Raw genomic sequence first — 17,438 nt, forward strand, 5'->3', positions numbered from 1 at the left:
TCTTCCGATCTATCGAGCCCCCATGGATGGGTTCACGGCGTGTCCCGCGAACCCACCCCGCCCGGCCCAGCCCAGGAAGCCGGCGCTTTGCGCGACCAACCACCCCGCCACGAGGGGCTCCGCCGTTGGCCGGACACCCCGCGACAAACCCGCGCACGTGCGCAATCCCGACGAACGGCGGACAATGGAGACCTTGGCGGCCCGCCGCGCCGCCCCTCCCGCTTTCCGCTGCAAGGATTCCCCCATGGCCGCCCGCAAGTCCTCCGCCCCCCTGATCGAAGTCACCGCCCGCCCCGGCCAACCGCTGGGCATGGCGCCGGCCACCTTCCTGCGCGACTTCTGGCAGAAGCGCCCGCTGCTGATCCGCAACGCCTTCCCCGACTTCCAGACCCCGGTGCAGCCGGAAGACCTGGCCGGGCTGGCCTGCGAAGAAGGCGTGCTGGCGCGCCTGATCGAGCACGACAAGACCCAGGACGGCTGGCGCGTGCGTACCGGCCCGTTCCAGGAAGACGTGTTCCCCGCCCTGCCCGACCACGACTGGACCCTGCTGGTGCAGGACGTGGACAAGTGGGACCCGGACGTGCGCGCCCTGATCGAGCACTTCAGCTTCCTGCCGCGCTGGCGCATGGATGACGTGATGATCAGCTTCGCCGCCACCGGCGGCTCGGTCGGCGCCCATGTCGACCAGTACGACGTATTCCTGCTGCAGGCCCACGGCCACCGCCGCTGGCAGATCGATGCCAGCGAATCGATCAAGGGCAGGCAGCCGCCGCTGGGCTTCCGCCCCGACGTGGAGCTGAAGCTGCTGAAGGTGTTCAAGCCCACCCACGACTGGGTGCTGGCGCCGGGCGACATGCTGTACCTGCCGCCGAACGTGCCGCACCACGGCGTCGCTGAAGACCCCTGCCTGACCTTCTCCTTCGGCATGCGTGCGCCGTCCTCGGCCGAGCTGATCAGCGACTACCTGGACACCCTGATCGCCGACGCCGACGAGAACATCCGCTACCAGGATGCCGACCTGAAGGTGCCGGCCGACCCGAACGAGATCGACACGGTGGCGATGGCGCGGGTGATCACCGCGCTCAATGCCATCCGCATGAACGATCCGGACAAGCTGGGTGACTGGTTCGGCCGTTTCATCACCACCTACCGCGCGGCCGGCGAAGTGATGGCCCACCAGGCCGCACCGGCACAGGAGGAAGTGGTCCAGGCCCTGGCCTCGGGCCTGCTGCTGCAGCGTCATCCGTGGGCACGCCTGGCCTGGCGCCGGGCCAAGCGCGGCGCCAGCCTGTACGTCAGTGGCCAGGACTTCGCGCTGCCGGTGAAGGACGCGCAGCGCCTGGCCGGCGCCGAGCAGCTCGATGCCGCCGCCTATCGCGGCCTGTCCGACAAGGGCCGCGCGGTGGTCCAGCAGCTGTTGGTCGGTGGCGTGTTCCAGCTGATCGATCCGAACGAGGTGTATGACGCTGAAGATGAGGATGACGGCGAAGACGCCGTGGTGCTCGGCGAAGTGGTTGAAGGCCGTGACCGTGTCGACGCGATCGACGCCGAGGCGGTGTCCGACGATGTCCACACCGTGACCGTGCACGACGACGGCATCGAGGTCATCGTCAACTTCGAGGATCACGACGAAGACGACAGTGACGACGGTCGCGCCTGAGCCCTGCCATGGTCCGGGTCCAGCAGGTCAGCCACGCCGACGCCCACGTTGCCATCCACGACGTGCGCCAACGCGTGTTCGTGCAGGAACAGGGCATCACCGCCGAACTGGAACGCGATGCGCTGGACCCGCTCAGCGCCCATGTGCTGGCGCTGGACAGTGACAACCAGCCGGTCGGCACCGGTCGGCTGGCCCCGGACGGCCGCATCGGCCGCATGGCGGTGTTGGCCAGCCATCGCAGCCACGGGGTCGGTGAGGCCCTGCTGGAGGCACTGGTCGAGGCCGGGCGCAGGCTCGGCCTGGCCGAGCTGCACCTGCACGCCCAGCTGCCCGCCCGCGATTTCTATGCCCGCCAGGGCTTCCTGCCGGAAGGCGAGGTATTCGAGGAGGCCGGCATCGGCCACCAGCAGATGCGCCGCCGGTTGGGCGCGGCCAGTGCCATCGACAGTCGCGAGCAGGCGGTGGCCATCACCACGGCCATCGTCCACCGCGCCCGCCGCCAAGTGTGGCTGCACAGCCGTCAGCTGGACCCGGGACTGCTCGACGCGCCGTCGGTACAGGCCGCCCTGCGCCGCTTCGTCACCGCCCGCCACGACAAGCAGCTGCGGGTGATCGTGCACGACGCCGCCGCCATCGCGTCTGCCGGGGCGCCGCTGCTGGCCTTGGCTCAACGCCTGCCCAGTGTGATCCAGTTCCGCGAGGCCACCGATCCGGTCGACCGTGCACTGGCCTCGGCCTGCCTGCTCAACGACGCCGGCGACTTCTACTTTCGTCTGATCGGTCATCGCCTCGACGGCGAGGCAGGCGTCGCGCTGCCTGCACGTTCGCAGCCGTTCGAGCAGCAATTGCAGCGGGTCTGGGACCGTTCGCGCGATTGCAGCGAACTGCGTGCGCTCGGCATCTGAGCGGGTACCGCCTACTCAACCTGTCTGGAAGCGGCACCGGGGGACCCGGGATGCCCGTTTTGGTGCCCCTTCCTGTCCGGATGGGGGTACAATTTGGCTGTTTGAACGCGCCCGCGCAGGGCTATTCATCTTCCTGCCGGGTCCTTCTGAAGCCATACCCCACAAAGCGAATCAACACCCTCCATCGTGGACAATCAACTGAAGCAGTTTGCGCAATCTTCGCAGCTCGCCGGCGGCAACGCCTCCTATGTCGAGGACCTGTACGAGCAGTACCTGGTCTCCCCGGACAGTGTCGATCCCAAATGGAAGACCTACTTCGACGGCTTCAAGGGCCGCGAAGCAGGCGACATTCCGCACTCGGCCGTCATCTCCCACATTGCGGACGCGGCCAAGGAAGCGCTGAAGGCCGGCACCGGCAACGGTGCGGGCGACGAGCGTGAACGCAATGTCGGTCGTCTGATCACCGCCTACCGCTCGCGCGGCCACCTGGACGCCCGCCTCGATCCGCTGGGCCTGGCCGCGCCGGTCAACACCCCGGACCTGGGCCTGCCGTTCCACAGCCTGTCCGATGCCGACCTCAACAGCGAGTTCAGCACCGGCGGCGTCGGTGGCCAGCCGCGCATGAAGCTGCGCGACCTGCTGGCACGCCTGAAGGCGACCTACACCGGCTCGATCGGTGCGGAGTTCATGCACATCTCCGAGGTCGAGCAGCGCCAGTGGATCTACAAGAAGCTGGAAGCAGCCGGCGGCAACTACCAGCTGGACGCTGACACCCAGCGCCGCACCCTGGAGCGCCTGACCGCGGCCGAAGGCCTGGAGCGCTACCTGCACACCAAGTACGTCGGCCAGAAGCGCTTCTCGCTGGAAGGCGGCGACTCGCTGATCCCGATGATGGACACCATCATCCGCAGCGCCGGCAAGGATGGCGTCAAGGACGTGGTGATCGGCATGGCCCACCGCGGCCGCCTGAACGTGCTGGTCAACACCCTCGGCAAGAACCCGCGCAAGCTGTTCGACGAGTTCGAAGGCAAGTTCGAGCACGACGAGCACGCTTCTGCCGGCGACGTGAAGTACCACATGGGCTTCTCGGCCGACGTGGCTACCGACGGCGGCCCGGTGCACCTGGCGCTGGCGTTCAACCCGTCGCACCTGGAAATCGCCGACCCGGTCGTGGCCGGTTCCGTGCGTTCGCGCCAGGAGCGCCGCAAGGACACCGCACGCAAGCAGGTCATGCCGATCCTGATCCACGGCGATGCGGCCTTCTCGGGCCAGGGCGTGGTCATGGAGCTGTTCCAGATGTCGCAGGCCCGCGGCTTCGCCGTCGGCGGCACCGTGCACATCGTGGTCAACAACCAGGTCGGCTTCACCACCTCCAACCCGCTGGACACGCGCTCCACGCGCTACGCCACCGACGTGGCGAAGATGATCGCCGCCCCGGTGCTGCACGTGAACGGCGATGATCCGGAAGCGGTGGTGTTCGCCGCGCAGCTGGCCTTCGAGTTCCGCCAGAAGTTCGCCAAGGACGTGGTCATCGACCTGATGTGCTACCGCCGTTGGGGCCACAACGAGGCCGACGAGCCGGCGATCACCCAGCCACTGATGTACCAGGTGATCCGCAAGCACCCGACCACCCGCGAGATGTACGCCGAGCAGCTGGAAAAGGCAGGCGTGATCGCTGCCGGTGCCGGCAAGGCGATGGTCGATGCCTACCGCGAGAAGCTCGATGCCGGTGAGGTGACCACCGAGCTGGCCAAGGTCGAGAAGACCCCGCCGACCAGCCCGCTGTTCGTCGATTGGCCGAAGCTGCTGGAAGGCAAGCTGTCCGACCCGGTCTCGACCAAGGTCGAGAAGAACAAGCTGGTCGAACTGGCCAAGCTGATCAACACCATTCCCGAAGACGTGCAGCTGCACTCGCGCGTGGCCAAGGTCTATGACGACCGCCGCAAGATGGCCGCCGGCGAGATCCCGGGCGACTGGGGCTTTGCCGAGAACCTGGCCTACGCCACCCTGCTCGACGAAGGTCACGCACTGCGCCTGGTCGGCCAGGACGTCGGTCGCGGTACGTTCACCCACCGCCACGCGATCCTGCACGACCAGAAGACCGACAACTACTACATGCCGCTGCGGCAGCTGGTGGATTCGCCGGAGAAGGCCACCGTCATCGATTCGCTGCTGAGCGAAGAAGCGGTGATGGCCTACGAGTACGGCTTCTCCACCACCGATCCGAACACGCTGTGCATCTGGGAGGGCCAGTTCGGCGACTTCGCCAACGGCGCCCAGGTGGTGATCGACCAGTTCATCGCCGCCGGTGAAGCCAAGTGGGGCCGCATTTCCGGCCTGACCCTGCTGCTGCCGCATGGCTATGAAGGGCAAGGCCCGGAGCACAGCTCGGCGCGCCTGGAGCGCTTCCTGCAGCTGTGTGCACTGGAGAACATGCTGGTGGTGGTTCCGTCCACCCCGGCACAGGCCTTCCACATGCTGCGCCGCCAGCTGCACCTGACCACCCGCAAGCCGCTGGTGGTGATGTCGCCGAAGTCGCTGCTGCGCCACAAGCTGGCCGTGTCGACCCTGGACGAGCTGGCCAACGGCGAGTTCCAGCACCTGATCGGCGACGCCAGTGCGGACGCCAAGAAGGTCAAGCGCGTGGTGCTGTGCTCGGGCAAGGTCTACTACGATCTGCTGGAAGACCAGACCAAGCGTGGCCAGGACGACGTGGCGATCATCCGCGTGGAGCAGCTGTATCCGTTCCCGCGTGCGCTGCTGGCTGCCGAGCTGAAGAAGTACGGCAAGGCCACCGACGTGGTGTGGACGCAGGAAGAACCGCAGAACCAGGGTGCGTGGTACCAGATCCGCCACCACCTGCAGTTCTGCCTGGCCGATGGCCAGAACCTGCACTACGCCGGTCGCGCACGTTCGGCGTCGCCGGCTGCCGGTCACATGGCTGACCACGTCCGCGAACAGCAGCAGCTGATCGCCGACGCGCTGGTCAACCCGTTCAACGACACGTTCGCTGAATAATCCTCCCCCTATTTAGAAGACAAACCAGGAAGCTCCCGCAATGGCCACCGAAGTCAAAGCCCCGGTACTGCCCGAATCCGTCGCCGACGGCACCATCGCCACCTGGCACAAGAAGGTGGGCGACGCCGTCAAGCGCGACGAAAACCTGCTTGACCTGGAAACCGACAAGGTCGTCCTGGAAGTGCCGTCGCCGGTCGACGGCGTGCTGAAGGAAATCAAGTTCGCCGAAGGCTCGACCGTGACCTCCAGCCAGGTCGTGGCGATCATCGAAGAAGGCGCCGTGGCTGCTGCCCCGGCTCCGGCTGCCGAAGCCGCTCCGGCTGCAGCCGCTGCGCCGGCCGCTGCTGCTCCGGCCGCTGCCGCCGCTCCGGCCCCGGCCGCCAAGTCGGCCGCCGATGCGCTGCCGCCGGGCGCCCGCTTCACCGCCATCACCGAAGGCGTGAACCCGGCCGACGTCGACGGCACCGGCCGTCGCGGCGCGGTGACCAAGGAAGACATCGTCAACTTCGCCCGCAACGGCGGCGCCGGCAAGGCCGGTGGTGCACGTCCGGAAGAGCGCGTGCCGATGACCCGCATCCGCAAGCGCATTGCCGAGCGCCTGATGGAGTCGAAGAACTCCACCGCCATGCTGACCACCTTCAACGAAGTCGACCTGTCCAAGGTGTCGGCGGCGCGCAAGGAACTGCAGGACGAGTTCGTCAAGGCCCACGGCATCAAGCTGGGCTTCATGAGCTTCTTCGTGAAGGCCGCCGCCAACGCGCTGCAGCGCTTCCCGCTGGTCAACGCCTCGATCGACGGCGACGACATCATCTACCACGGCTACTCGGACATCTCGATCGCCGTCTCGACCGAAAAGGGCCTGGTCACCCCGGTCCTGCGCAATGTCGAGCGCATGTCGTTCGCCGACATCGAGAAGACCATCGCCGACTACGCCAAGAAGGCGCGTGACGGCAAGCTGGGCCTGGATGAACTGCAGGGCGGCACCTTCACCGTGACCAACGGCGGCACCTTCGGTTCGCTGCTGTCGACCCCGATCATCAACCCGCCGCAGAGCGCCATCCTGGGGATGCACGCCATCAAGGAGCGTCCGATCGCCCAGAACGGCCAGGTCGTGATCGCGCCGATGATGTACCTGGCGCTGTCGTACGACCACCGCATCATCGACGGCAAGGATTCGGTGCAGTTCCTGGTGGACATCAAGAACCAGCTGGAAAACCCGGGCCGCATGCTGTTCGGCCTGTAAGACACCTCCCGCCCCTCCGCGCCTGCGCGGAGGGGTTCTGGTAATGCATCAAGGAATAATTCAATGGCTGAACAATTCGACGTCGTCGTCATCGGTGCCGGCCCGGCCGGTTACCACGCTGCCATCCGCGCGGCCCAGCTGGGCCTGAAGACCGCCTGCATCGACGCGGCGCTGGGCAAGGACGGCAAGCCGGCCCTCGGCGGCACCTGCCTGCGCGTGGGCTGCATCCCGTCCAAGGCGCTGCTGGATTCCTCGCGCCAGTTCTGGAACATGGGCCACATCTTTGGCGACCATGGCATCAGCTTCAAGGATGCCAAGATCGACGTCGAGGCGATGGTTGGCCGCAAGGACAAGATCGTCAAGCAGTTCACCGGCGGCATCGGCATGCTGTTCAAGGCCAACAAGGTCGCTGCCTATTATGGTTTTGGCGAACTGCAGCCGGGCAACGTGGTCAAGGTCACCCAGCATGACGGTTCCATCGTCGAGCTGAAGGGCACCAACGTCATCATCGCGGCCGGTTCGGATTCGATCGAACTGCCGTTCGCCAAGTTCGACGGCGAGACCATCGTCGACAACGTCGGCGGCCTGGACTTCACCGAAGTGCCGAACCGCCTGGCGGTGATCGGCGCCGGCGTCATCGGCCTGGAACTGGGCAGCGTGTGGAAGCGCCTGGGCGCGGAAGTCACCATCCTCGAAGCCATGCCGGAGTTCCTGGCGGCTGCCGACGCCGAAGTGGCCAAGACCGCTGCCAAGGAATTCAAGAAGCAGGGCCTGGACATCAAGCTCAATGCCAAGGTTTCCAAGACCGAGATCACCGGCAAGGGCAAGAAGAAGGAAGTCATCGTCACCTACACCGACGCTGAAGGCGAAAAGACCCTGACCGTGGACAAGCTGCTGGTGGCCGTTGGCCGTCGCGCGGCCACCAAGGGCCTGCTGGCCGAAGGCACCGGCGTCAAGATCAACGAGCGCGGCCAGATCGAAGTCGACGCGCACTGCCACACCGGCGTCAACGGCGTGTGGGCGGTGGGCGACTGCGTGCGCGGCCCGATGCTGGCGCACAAGGGCTTCGAGGAAGGCATCGCGGTGGCTGAGCTGATCGCCGGCCTGCCGGGCCACGTCAACTTCGACACCATCCCGTGGGTCATCTACACCGAGCCGGAACTGGCGTGGGTCGGCAAGACCGAAGCCCAGCTGAAGGCCGAAGGCATCCCGTACAAGGCCGGCAGCTTCCCGTTCGCCGCCAACGGCCGTGCCGTGGCGATGATCGAGCCGGCGGGCTTCGTGAAGATCCTGGCCCATGCCGAAACCGATCGCATCCTCGGCATGCACCTGGTCGGCGCCAACGTCTCCGAACTGGTGCACGAAGGCGTGCTGACCATGGAGTTCAGTGGCTCGGCCGATGACCTGGCCCGCATCTGCCACGCCCACCCGTCGCTGTCGGAAGTGATCCACGACGCGGCGATGGCGGTCAGCAAGCGCGCCATCCACAAGGCGAACTGATCGGCATCATGGCAGGTGCCGACCGTTGGTCGGCACTCACCTGCAGACGAAAAACCCCGCTTCGGCGGGGTTTTTTGTTGCCCGTTTTCCTGCAGAGCCAAGCCCATGCTCGGCTCTCCGGTCGGCAGCCGCGGAGGGTGAAGCCGAGCGTGGGCTCGGTTCTACACCTTTCCAGCCGGCTTCTTCGGCGGATCGTCACAGATGCGGTGCTGGGCCACGGTTTCACCGGCCTTCCACTCCTTCACCACCCGGCAGCGCTCCTTGGGTTTGACCGCCTTGGCCGCTGCAGCATCCGCCTCATCGGCAGCGGCGGTCTGCTGGCGTTCCAGCCATGCGGACGGCGGCACCGGTGTGGCCAGTGCCGGCCCCGCGAGCAATGCCAGCGCGACCAGCAACACAGCCCTCATGCCGCCACCGGGCCGCCGCCGAGCAGGCGCGCGGGCAGCATGAACAGCGCGCGCAGGAACGCAAACAGCGCCGAGAAGGTGATGCCGACCAGGCGGAACGGCAGGCTCAGCAGCCACACGAACGGCCAGGCGATCAGGGCGAGGATCGCCAGCGGCCAGCACAGCACGAACAGCAGGCACCACACGCCGAGCGCGAACAGGGTCTTCATCACGGTCTCCTTGTGGCGGCACCTTGCCGCCTGCGGACACCTTGGCGCCCCGCTCTGGCCGCCCGCAAACGGTTTGCGACGAAACCCGGCTCGGGGCGATGAATCCGGTGGTGGGGAAACCGAAGATTGATCAGGTTGCCGGCCAGCGGCCGGCACGACCGAACGGATTCACACCAGCACTGCGCCCGGGCGGCCGTGGGTGACCTGGAAGCGCGCCGCAGTGCGCACCGGCGCATCCGCGCGCAGCACGCTGTCGGCGAAGCGCAGCTCCGCATCCACGGTCTGCCGGTTCAGCTGCAGCTTCCACCAGCCGCGGCGGTCACCGTCGAAATAGCGGATGTGCGGGTTCTGCGCTATCGACGGCCCATAGTACGGCCCGTACGGTGTGTCGTCTCCGCCACTGCTGATCGCCGGGGCGATGAATTCGGTGGCCACGATCGGCGCGCTGGCCGCGTCGAAATCCAGCTTCAGGTCGTTGACGAAAGTGGAATGCCAGTCACCACCGAGCACGATGGCATTGCCCTGCCCGCCTGCCTGCATCGCCTGCAGCAATCGCTTGCGTGCGGCGGGATAGCCGTCCCAGGCATCGTTCCAGAAGCGCTCGCGCGCCGTGCCGCCGTCCAGCCGCAGCTGCGCCATCAGCAGCTGCTGCACCACCACGTTCCAGCGCGTGCCGCGTGCGGCCGCCATCGACTGCGCGAACCAGGCTTCCTGGCCCACGCCCAGCATGCCAATGCGTGGATCCAACGCAGCGTCGCAGCGCGGCGACTCGCCCACCCCGCAGGGATTGGCCGGACGGAACTGGCGGCAGTCGAGCAGCACAAGCTGTGCCAGATCGCCGTAACGCAGGCGCCGATGCACGCGCAGGCCACCGTTGCCCGCAGGCGTACTACGCATCGGCAGGTGTTCGTAGAACGCGCGGTAGGCCGCCGCCCGGCGAACGATGAAGTCCTCCGTCGAGGCGCCGGGCTTCTCCGGATGGATGCCGGAGTAATCGTTCTGCACTTCGTGGTCGTCCCAGATCACCGCGAACGCGTGGGCGGCGTGCGCGGCCTGCAGATCGGGATCGAGCTTGTACAGCGCGTACTGGTCGCGGTAGCGCGCCAGGCTGACGGTCTCGCCACTGAAGCGTTCCGCATCCAGCGTGCATCCGCGCGCGTTCTGCAGTGGGCTGTACTCGTACAGGTAGTCACCGGCATGCAGCACCAGGTCGACATCACTCTTCGCGATATCGCGCAGCACCGGGTAGTAGCCACTGTTCCAGGCCTGGCAGGTGCACAGGGCCAGCCGCAGCTGCTGCAGCTGCGCGTCGGGCAGCGGCGCGGTGCGGAAGTGGCCGACCGCGCTTTCCTCGTCACCGTCGCAGGCAAAACGGTAGTAGTAGTCGCGGCCTGGGCGCAGGCCATTGACCTCCACGTGCACCGAATGCGCCAGCTCGGGCACTGCCGCGGCGACGCCACGCTGCACCAGCCGGCACATGCCCGGGTCTTCGGCCACGAACCAGCGCACCGGCACCGCCCGCGATGGCATGCCGCCGCCGTTGAGCGGGTCCGGCGCCAGACGCGTCCACAGTACGGCTCCCTGCGGATCCGGATCGCCGGCGGCGACGCCCAGGGTGAACGGATCACGCCCCAACCGCGGGCGCGGGCCGGCCGTGGCCAGCCCCGGCATCGCCGCCAGTGCGATCGCCGCCCCCGTGCCCTGCCACGCCATGCGCAACAGGCGACGACGGCTTTCCGGATCGACGGGGCCGCGCATCAGAAGTGCACGGTGGCGGTGGCCATCACCTGCCGCGGCGCGCCAACCTGCATGGTCGCCAGGCTGCGGGTCGGGTCGGCGGCGTAGGTGCCGTTGGTGTTGATCGAGGACAGGTAGCGCTTGTCGGTCAGGTTGGTCAGGTTCAGCGCCACGGTCAGGTTCTGCGCCGGGCCGAGCTTGCCGAAGTCGTAGGCCACCGAAGCGTTGACCAGCCAGTAGCTGGGCACCGACACGTCGTTGGTATAGGTCACGTAACGCTTGCCGACATGGTTGGCGGCCAGGCGCAGGTCCCACGGGCCCGGGGTCCAGGCCAGGGTGCTGGCGAACATCCATTCGGGGGTGTCAACGGTCTTCTTGCCGCGGGTCGGCACCACGCCGTTGTTGACGTAGTCGTTGTCGTAGGTGCTGTCATTCCACGACAGCGCGTTGGACCAGGTCAGGTCCTGCATCGGCTTCAGCTGCAGGGTCGCCTCGGCGCCGCGGCTGGTTACCGAACCGACGTTGGAGAACAACGCCGGGCAACCGAGGATGCCCACGCACTGCGCGATGGCCAGCAGACGGTTGTCGAACTTGACGTCGTACACCGCTACCGAGGCTTCATAGCCCTGGCCGTAGCCGCGCCAGCCCAGCTCGATGGTGCGCGACTGTTCCGGCTTCAGGTTCTTCGCGCTGGCATCGAAGGCGGCCTGCGGCACGTTGAACGGGCTGCCCACGCCCAGCGCGTAGGCGGCCACGTTCTTGGCGAACGAGCCGAAGATCTCGTTGCCCTCGTTGAGCTTGAAGTTGAAGCCCGCCTGCGGGAGCAGGCCCTTCTTCGAGGTCAGGCTGCTGTTGTTGGCATAGCTGCCCAGCGGCGTGCGCACGCGGGTGCGGGTGTGCGGCGACTTCGCGCCGATATCGATGGTCAGGCGGTCACCGAACAGGCGGAAGCGGTCCTGCACGTAGAACTGGCGGGTGATGGTGGTGTAGCGCTGGTGCCACACGCGCTGGTCCGGATTGCGCAGGAAGAAGTCGTCGGTGATCGGGCCGTCGATGTAGTAGAAGTTGCGCTGCACGCTGTGGCCGTTGTCTTCGTACCACAGGCCCGCCTCCAGTTCGTGGCCCGCCACGTTCCAGGTGAACGCCGAGGTCACGCCGGTGCGGTCGATCGCATACTCGGTGGTGCGGATCGAGATCGGGATCTCACGGCTGGTGCCCGGGTTGGACGGATTGGACGGGCTGAACCAGTGGCCCTGGCCACGGTTGCTGTGGTTGTAGACGTTGACCTTCAGGCGCATCGATTCGTTCAGGCCGAAATCACCGGCAATGCTGGACACATCGTCATTGCGCAGGCCGTGACCGGAGTAATAGGCGTCCCACGGGCTGTTGACGCCACCACTGTACTTTCCGCGTGCAGCAGCCACCGCGCGATCCCAGTCCGGCGCGTAGTTGTCCCAGTCCCAGCCGAGGCGATCGATCATCTCCAGCGACAGGTCCTGGTAGTCGGCCTCGACGCGGCGCGAAGCGTTGAACAGCGCGGTGATCCTGCTGTCCGTGCCGAAGTTGTAGGTGGCCTTGCCGTTGAACTGCTTCAGTTCCTGCGAGCCCTTGCCCTTCCACTTGTCGCCTTCGGAATACACGCCGGACAGGTAAGCGGCAAAGCCCTGGTGGTCGCCGGTATCGAGGCGCGCATAGCTGCGGCGCGCATTGTCGCTGCCGAAGCTCTGTGCCAGCACGACCCCATATTCGGTGGACGGATCGATCGAGTAGAACTGGAACACGCCGCCGAGGTTGCTGGTGGACGGCGTACCCAGCGCACCAATGCCGGTGGAGACCTCCGCACCGCCCAGGTTCTCGCTGATCACCGCGCGGCTGATGTGCAGGCCGTTGCTGTTGCCGTAGGCCATGTTGCCCAGCGGGATGCCATCGAGGGTGTAGCCCAGGCGATTCTGGTTGAAGCCACGCAGGCTGATGCTGGTGGACCATTCGTAGGCGCCGGTGGCATCGGCCGATTCGAAATGCACGCCCGGCTTGGCCGCCAGCAGCTTCAGCGGGTTGGCACCGGGCGGCAGGACCTTCATGTCCTCGGCGGTCACGCGCTGCACCTGGCGGGCTTCGCCGCGGCCGATCACCGAGATCGAATCGAGGGTCGTGGCCGACTGCGCGTCGGTCGCGGGGGCGGTTTCAGCGACAGCCAGCGACGGCAGCGAAGCACAGACCAGCAGGGCCAGCAGATTGCGGCGAAGCGGAGCGTGGGACGGCATGGAGGCGGATTCCTTGGGCACGCTGGACGCCGAAGGGCGGCGTCGAAGAGCAGCAGCGGCGGAATCGTAGAAGCCTCGCGTTACATGTCATTTACACGCCACGTACGGAAGATTGGCGTTCTGAATGGTTTGCAAGCCGTGGGGTGGTTGCCGGCAAGCGGCCGGCACTACGGTTATTCGAATGAGCCGACCGAGTCGTGGGCCAGGTTGTCGAAGCGGGTGTACTCACCGAAGAACTTCAGCTTGCACGATCCGGTCGGGCCACCACGGTGCTTGCCGATGATGATCTCGGCCAGGCCCTTGTCTGGCGAATTTTCCTTGTTGTAGTAATCGTCGCGGTAGATGAACACGATCATGTCCGCGTCCTGCTCGATTGCGCCCGATTCGCGAAGGTCGGCCATCACCGGGCGCTTGTCGGTACGTGTTTCCAGCGAGCGGTTGAGCTGCGACAGCGCGATCACCGGCACGTGCAGTTCCTTGGCCAGGCCCTTCAGCGAACGCGAGATCTCCGAGATTTCGGTGGCACGGTTTTCACTGTTGCCCGGCACGCTCATCAGCTGCAGGTAGTCGATCACCACCAGGCCCAGGTCGTGCTCGCGCTTGAGACGGCGGCACTTGGAACGCAGCACTTCCGGCGACACGCCCGGCGTATCGTCGATGAAGATCTTGGTTTCCTTCAGCATCTTGATCGCGCTGGTGACGCGGCTCCAGTCTTCATCTTCCAGCTGGCCGGTACGCAGGCGCTGCGCGTTGATGCGGCCGTTGGAGGAGATCAGGCGCATCGCCAGCTGCGAGGCCGACATTTCCATCGAGAACACCGCCACGCCCTTCTTCGACTTGATCGCCGCGTACTCGGCGATGTTCAGTGCAAAAGTCGTCTTGCCCATGGCCGGGCGCGCGGCGAGGATGATCAGGTCGGTCGGCTGCAGGCCGGCAGTCATCGCATCGAAGTCGTTGTAGCCGGTCGGCAGGCCGGTGATGTTGCCGCCGTTCTCGAATCGGTTGCGCAGTTCCTCGAAGGCATCCTTCAGCGCGCCAGGCATCGCCACGAAGTCGGTACGGCCGCGTGCACCCTGTTCAGCGATGGCGAACACGCTCTTCTCCGCAGAGGCCAGCAACTCACTGCTGTCACGGCCCTCAGGCTGGAAGCCATCGTTGACGATGTCGGTGCCGACCTGGATCAGCTGCCGCAGCACGGCCTTGTCACGCACGATCTCGGCATAAGCCACGATGTTGGCCGCCGACGGCGTGGTGCTCGCCAGCTCGATCAGGTAGGCACCATCGCCCACCAGCTCCAGCTTGCCCTGTGATTCGAACCACTCGCCCAGGGTCACCGCGTCGAACGGCCGCTCGCGCTCGGACAGCTCACGGATCGCGCGGTAGATCATCTGGTGATCGCGGCGGTAGAAATCGCCCTCGGTCAGCTGGTCGTTGACCCGGTCGTAGGCCTCCGGCGCCAGCATCAGGCCACCCAGCACCGCCTGCTCGGCTTCCACCGAATGCGGCGGAACGCGCAACTGGTCGATACGCGATTCATCGCGATCACGATCAAAGCCATCACCGCGCTCTCTGCGGTTGGAACGGAAGCCGGAACGAGCGGACATGCTGCGGTGTTTCCTGCAAAAGTGGGCCGGACGAGTGTAGGCATGCGCCGACCCCGGCAGCCATGGACAAGCCTGTGGATAAGCCGTGGAGAAACGGGGGATATCCGCCAGTGCCTGGCCACTCTGGCGCGGGGGCGTCGCAGTGCCTGCGACGGGCGCCGTTGCGGCGCCCGGGTGGGTCATTATCGCAGATCGGGCGGCCAGGGTCGGATTCCGTGCAGCGCACGGGCTCCGGTGCTCAGCGGAACGTGGGGCCAGGGCCCGCCGCTGCGCGCCGGGATCCGACCCGCGGCCTGGCTGCTGCTACCCCATCGGTCTCAGTCGCCCTTCACGTGCACCGCGATCAGTGCCAGGAACCGGTCCACGTAGCCCTGCAGGAATTTCTGCGTGCCCTCGTTGTGGATCGTGCCGTCGGCGTCGATCAGGCCGTCCTTGAAATGGATGAACGCCTCGGGCTGGCCGAGCACGTGCATGTCCAGGAAGGCCAGGCTGTTGCGCAGGTGCTGCTGGGCCACGGCGGTGCCGATCTGGCCGATGGAGGCGCCGATCACCGCCGCCGGCTTGCCGGCAAACGCACTGTCACCGTAGGGGCGCGAGCCGATGTCGATGGCGTTCTTCAGCACGCCCGGCACCGACCGGTTGTATTCGGGGGTCACGAACAGCACCGCGTCGGCGGCCCGCACCTGATCCTTCAGCCGGGTGCCCTGAGGCGGGTACTGGCCATCGAAATCCTGGTCGTACAGCGGTAGATCACCAATCTGCACGTACTGGAAGCGCGCGCGGTCGCCAGCGATCTTCTCCAGCGCATGGGCCAGCTTGCGGTTGCAGGAATCCTTGCGCAGGCTGCCGACGAACACAGCAATGGTGGGGACGGACATAGGGACATACTCCTCACGGTGCGGGAGGCCCAGCCTAGACGCCGGGCCCGTGCCGTCCGGTGAAGATCAGCCCCCGGTCACGCGGGTCCGCACCTGGCGCCAATGCGCCTGCCAGGCCTGGAACATCAGCACGTTCCACAGGTGGGTATGCCACTTGCGCTGGCCGCCCAGGAACTGCTGCCACAGCGGCTGCACCGCCGCCGCCGACAGCACGCCTTCGCGCTCCAGGCGCGCCGGCTGCAACAGATCTTCGGCCCACGGCCGCAGGTCGCCCTTCAGCCAGTCGCTGACCGGCGCGCCGAACCCGCGCTTGGGCCGGTGCACCATCGACTGCGGCACGTAGCGGCCAAGCACGCGCTTGAGCAGCACCTTGCTGGTGGTTTCGCTGCGCTTGAAGCCCAGCGGCAGCGACCAGGCGAACTCGGCCACGCGCCAGTCCAGCAGCGGCGCGCGTGCCTCCAGGCTGACCGCCATCGAGGTCCGGTCGACCTTGCAGAGCAGGTCATCCGGCAGGTAGGTCACGTAATCGGCCAGCATCATCGCGTCGGCCGGCGTGCCGGCACCGTGCAGCGGATCGGCCAGGTCGTAGAAGCTGCCGGCGGCCTGTGCGCCGGGCACTGCCGCGGCGGGGTCGCGCCAGCGCGAGATGCGGTTGCGGTACACGTCGCCAATGCCACGCGCGCCGGACTCGGCCAACAGCGCGGCCAGTCCGCCGGTCCGCGAGGCCTCGCCCTGCTGCTGCGCGCGCGCGCCCATCCAGCGTCGCAGCGGGCCCGGCACGCGGCCCAGCATCTGCCAGTTGCGCAGCGCGCGCACGTAGCGGGTATAGCCGAAGAACAGCTCATCACCGCCGTCGCCAGACAACGCCACGGTCACGCCCTGCCGCGCCAGCCGGGCGACCAGCGCGGTCGGCACCTGCGAGGCATCGGCAAAGGGTTCGTCGAACATTGCCGGCAGCTGCGGCACGACTGCCAGTGCATCCGCGCCGCTGACGTAGAGCTCGGTGTGGTCGCAGCCCAGATGCGTGGCCAGTTCCCTGGCCAGCGGTGCCTCGTCGTGGCCCGAATCGGTGAAGCCGATGCTGAAGCTGTGCACCGGCTGCCCGCTCTGCGCCTGCATCAGCGCCGCCACCAGCGACGAATCGGTACCGCCGGACAGGAACACGCCCACCGGCACGTCGGCCACCATGCGCAGCGCCACCGCGTCGCGCAGCAGCCCGTCCAGCTGCTCCTCTGCTTCCTCGATGCGGCCCTGGAACGGCGCAGCCAGTGCCGCCTGCATGCGTGCACGCGCATCCCAGTACGGGCGCTGCGCCTGCTCCGGGCGATGCGCCGATGCACCCGCCGCTACGGCTTCGGCGTCCAGGCGCAGCACGCGGCCGGGCATCAGCTTGTAGCAGCGCTGGTGGATGCTGTGCGGGGCCGGAATGTAATCCAACCGCAGCAACAGGGTCAGCGCGTCGCGGTCGATGTCGTTGTCGAACGCCGGGTGCTGCCACAGCGCTTTCAGTTCGGAACCGAACACCAGGGTGTCACCGGCCCAGCCGTAGTACAGCGGCTTCTTGCCAACGCGGTCGCGTGCCAGCCACAGGCACTGCGCCTGGCGGTCCCACAGCGCGATGGCGAACATGCCGTTGCAACGCTGCAGGGTTTCTTCCATGCCCCACTGCAGGATCGCCGCGAGCAGCACTTCGGTGTCGGAATGGCCACGGAAAGCATGCCCCAGCGGCTCCAGTTCGGCACGCAGGGCGGCGAAGTTGTAGACCTCGCCGTTGTAGGCCATCACGTAGCGGCCATCGGACGAGGCCATCGGCTGGTGGCCCAGCGGCGACAGATCGAGAATGCTCAGCCGACGGTGCGCCAGCGCGATGCCTGCCCCGGCATCGACCCAGCTGCCGCCATCATCCGGCCCGCGGTGGTGCAGCGCCTCGCCCATGGCCAGGACCTGCGCCTGCAGCACCTCGGCCGACGCCACCGGCGCCGGCAACAACATTCCCGCCAATCCACACATGCA

Annotated in this window: 12 protein-coding genes; 5 read left to right on the forward strand and 7 right to left on the reverse strand. The window is 66.9% G+C overall.

The window, feature by feature from the left end:
• The first annotated feature begins 244 nt into the window (after positions 1-244).
• From H4O10_RS14800 to lpdA, 5 genes are all read left to right on the forward strand, one after another.
• Entirely contained in the window at positions 245-1,660 is a 1,416-nt protein-coding gene (locus tag H4O10_RS14800; protein ID WP_049452169.1) for a cupin domain-containing protein, read from the forward strand.
• Between the two features lie 8 nt (positions 1,661-1,668).
• On the forward strand, positions 1,669-2,565 hold the full coding sequence (locus H4O10_RS14805) for a GNAT family N-acetyltransferase (protein ID WP_049452168.1): 897 nt from the start codon (positions 1,669-1,671) through the stop codon (positions 2,563-2,565).
• 186 nt (positions 2,566-2,751) lie between these two features.
• Entirely contained in the window at positions 2,752-5,583 is a 2,832-nt protein-coding gene (locus H4O10_RS14810; RefSeq protein ID WP_005410271.1) for a 2-oxoglutarate dehydrogenase E1 component, read from the forward strand.
• A 40-nt stretch (positions 5,584-5,623) separates the two neighbouring features.
• Positions 5,624-6,826, forward strand: coding sequence for a dihydrolipoyllysine-residue succinyltransferase (gene sucB, locus H4O10_RS14815; RefSeq protein ID WP_005410272.1), 1,203 nt, complete (start codon positions 5,624-5,626; stop codon positions 6,824-6,826).
• A gap of 63 nt (positions 6,827-6,889) precedes the next feature.
• A complete protein-coding gene (gene lpdA, locus H4O10_RS14820; RefSeq protein WP_005410273.1) occupies positions 6,890-8,326 on the forward strand; it encodes a dihydrolipoyl dehydrogenase in 1,437 nt (478 codons plus the stop codon).
• 161 nt (positions 8,327-8,487) lie between these two features.
• On the opposite strand, the gene H4O10_RS14825 is transcribed toward lpdA, so the two are convergent.
• The 7 genes from H4O10_RS14825 to asnB form a co-directional block, all read right to left on the reverse strand.
• Positions 8,488-8,733, reverse strand: a complete 246-nt coding sequence (locus H4O10_RS14825) for a hypothetical protein (RefSeq protein WP_049402259.1) — start codon at positions 8,731-8,733, stop codon at positions 8,488-8,490.
• Positions 8,730-8,942: a hypothetical protein gene (locus H4O10_RS14830; protein ID WP_005410275.1), complete on the reverse strand. Its 213-nt coding sequence runs from the start codon at positions 8,940-8,942 to the stop codon at positions 8,730-8,732. Before H4O10_RS14830 ends, H4O10_RS14825 begins: the two co-directional genes overlap by 4 nt.
• 168 nt (positions 8,943-9,110) lie before the next feature.
• Positions 9,111-10,700 (reverse strand): alkaline phosphatase D family protein, encoded by a 1,590-nt coding sequence (locus H4O10_RS14835; RefSeq protein ID WP_049452167.1) that lies wholly within the window; start codon positions 10,698-10,700, stop codon positions 9,111-9,113.
• Positions 10,700-12,943 carry a TonB-dependent receptor gene (locus tag H4O10_RS14840; RefSeq protein ID WP_049452166.1) on the reverse strand — a complete coding sequence of 748 codons (2,244 nt, stop codon included), beginning with the start codon at positions 12,941-12,943 and terminating at the stop codon, positions 10,700-10,702. The genes H4O10_RS14835 and H4O10_RS14840 overlap by 1 nt, the downstream gene beginning before the upstream one ends.
• A 173-nt stretch (positions 12,944-13,116) precedes the next feature.
• Entirely contained in the window at positions 13,117-14,547 is a 1,431-nt protein-coding gene (locus tag H4O10_RS14845) for a replicative DNA helicase (RefSeq protein ID WP_005410278.1), read from the reverse strand.
• 317 nt (positions 14,548-14,864) lie between these two features.
• Positions 14,865-15,425 carry an NAD(P)H-dependent oxidoreductase gene (locus H4O10_RS14850; RefSeq protein WP_005410279.1) on the reverse strand — a complete coding sequence of 187 codons (561 nt, stop codon included), beginning with the start codon at positions 15,423-15,425 and terminating at the stop codon, positions 14,865-14,867.
• 66 nt (positions 15,426-15,491) lie between these two features.
• Positions 15,492-17,435 carry an asparagine synthase (glutamine-hydrolyzing) gene (gene asnB, locus H4O10_RS14855; RefSeq protein ID WP_049402262.1) on the reverse strand — a complete coding sequence of 648 codons (1,944 nt, stop codon included), beginning with the start codon at positions 17,433-17,435 and terminating at the stop codon, positions 15,492-15,494.
• Between the last annotated feature and the right edge of the window lie 3 nt (positions 17,436-17,438).

It is taken from the genome of Stenotrophomonas sp. I18B00994 (assembly GCF_014145825.1).
GTDB classification, from domain to species: Bacteria; Pseudomonadota; Gammaproteobacteria; order Xanthomonadales; family Xanthomonadaceae; genus Stenotrophomonas; species Stenotrophomonas maltophilia.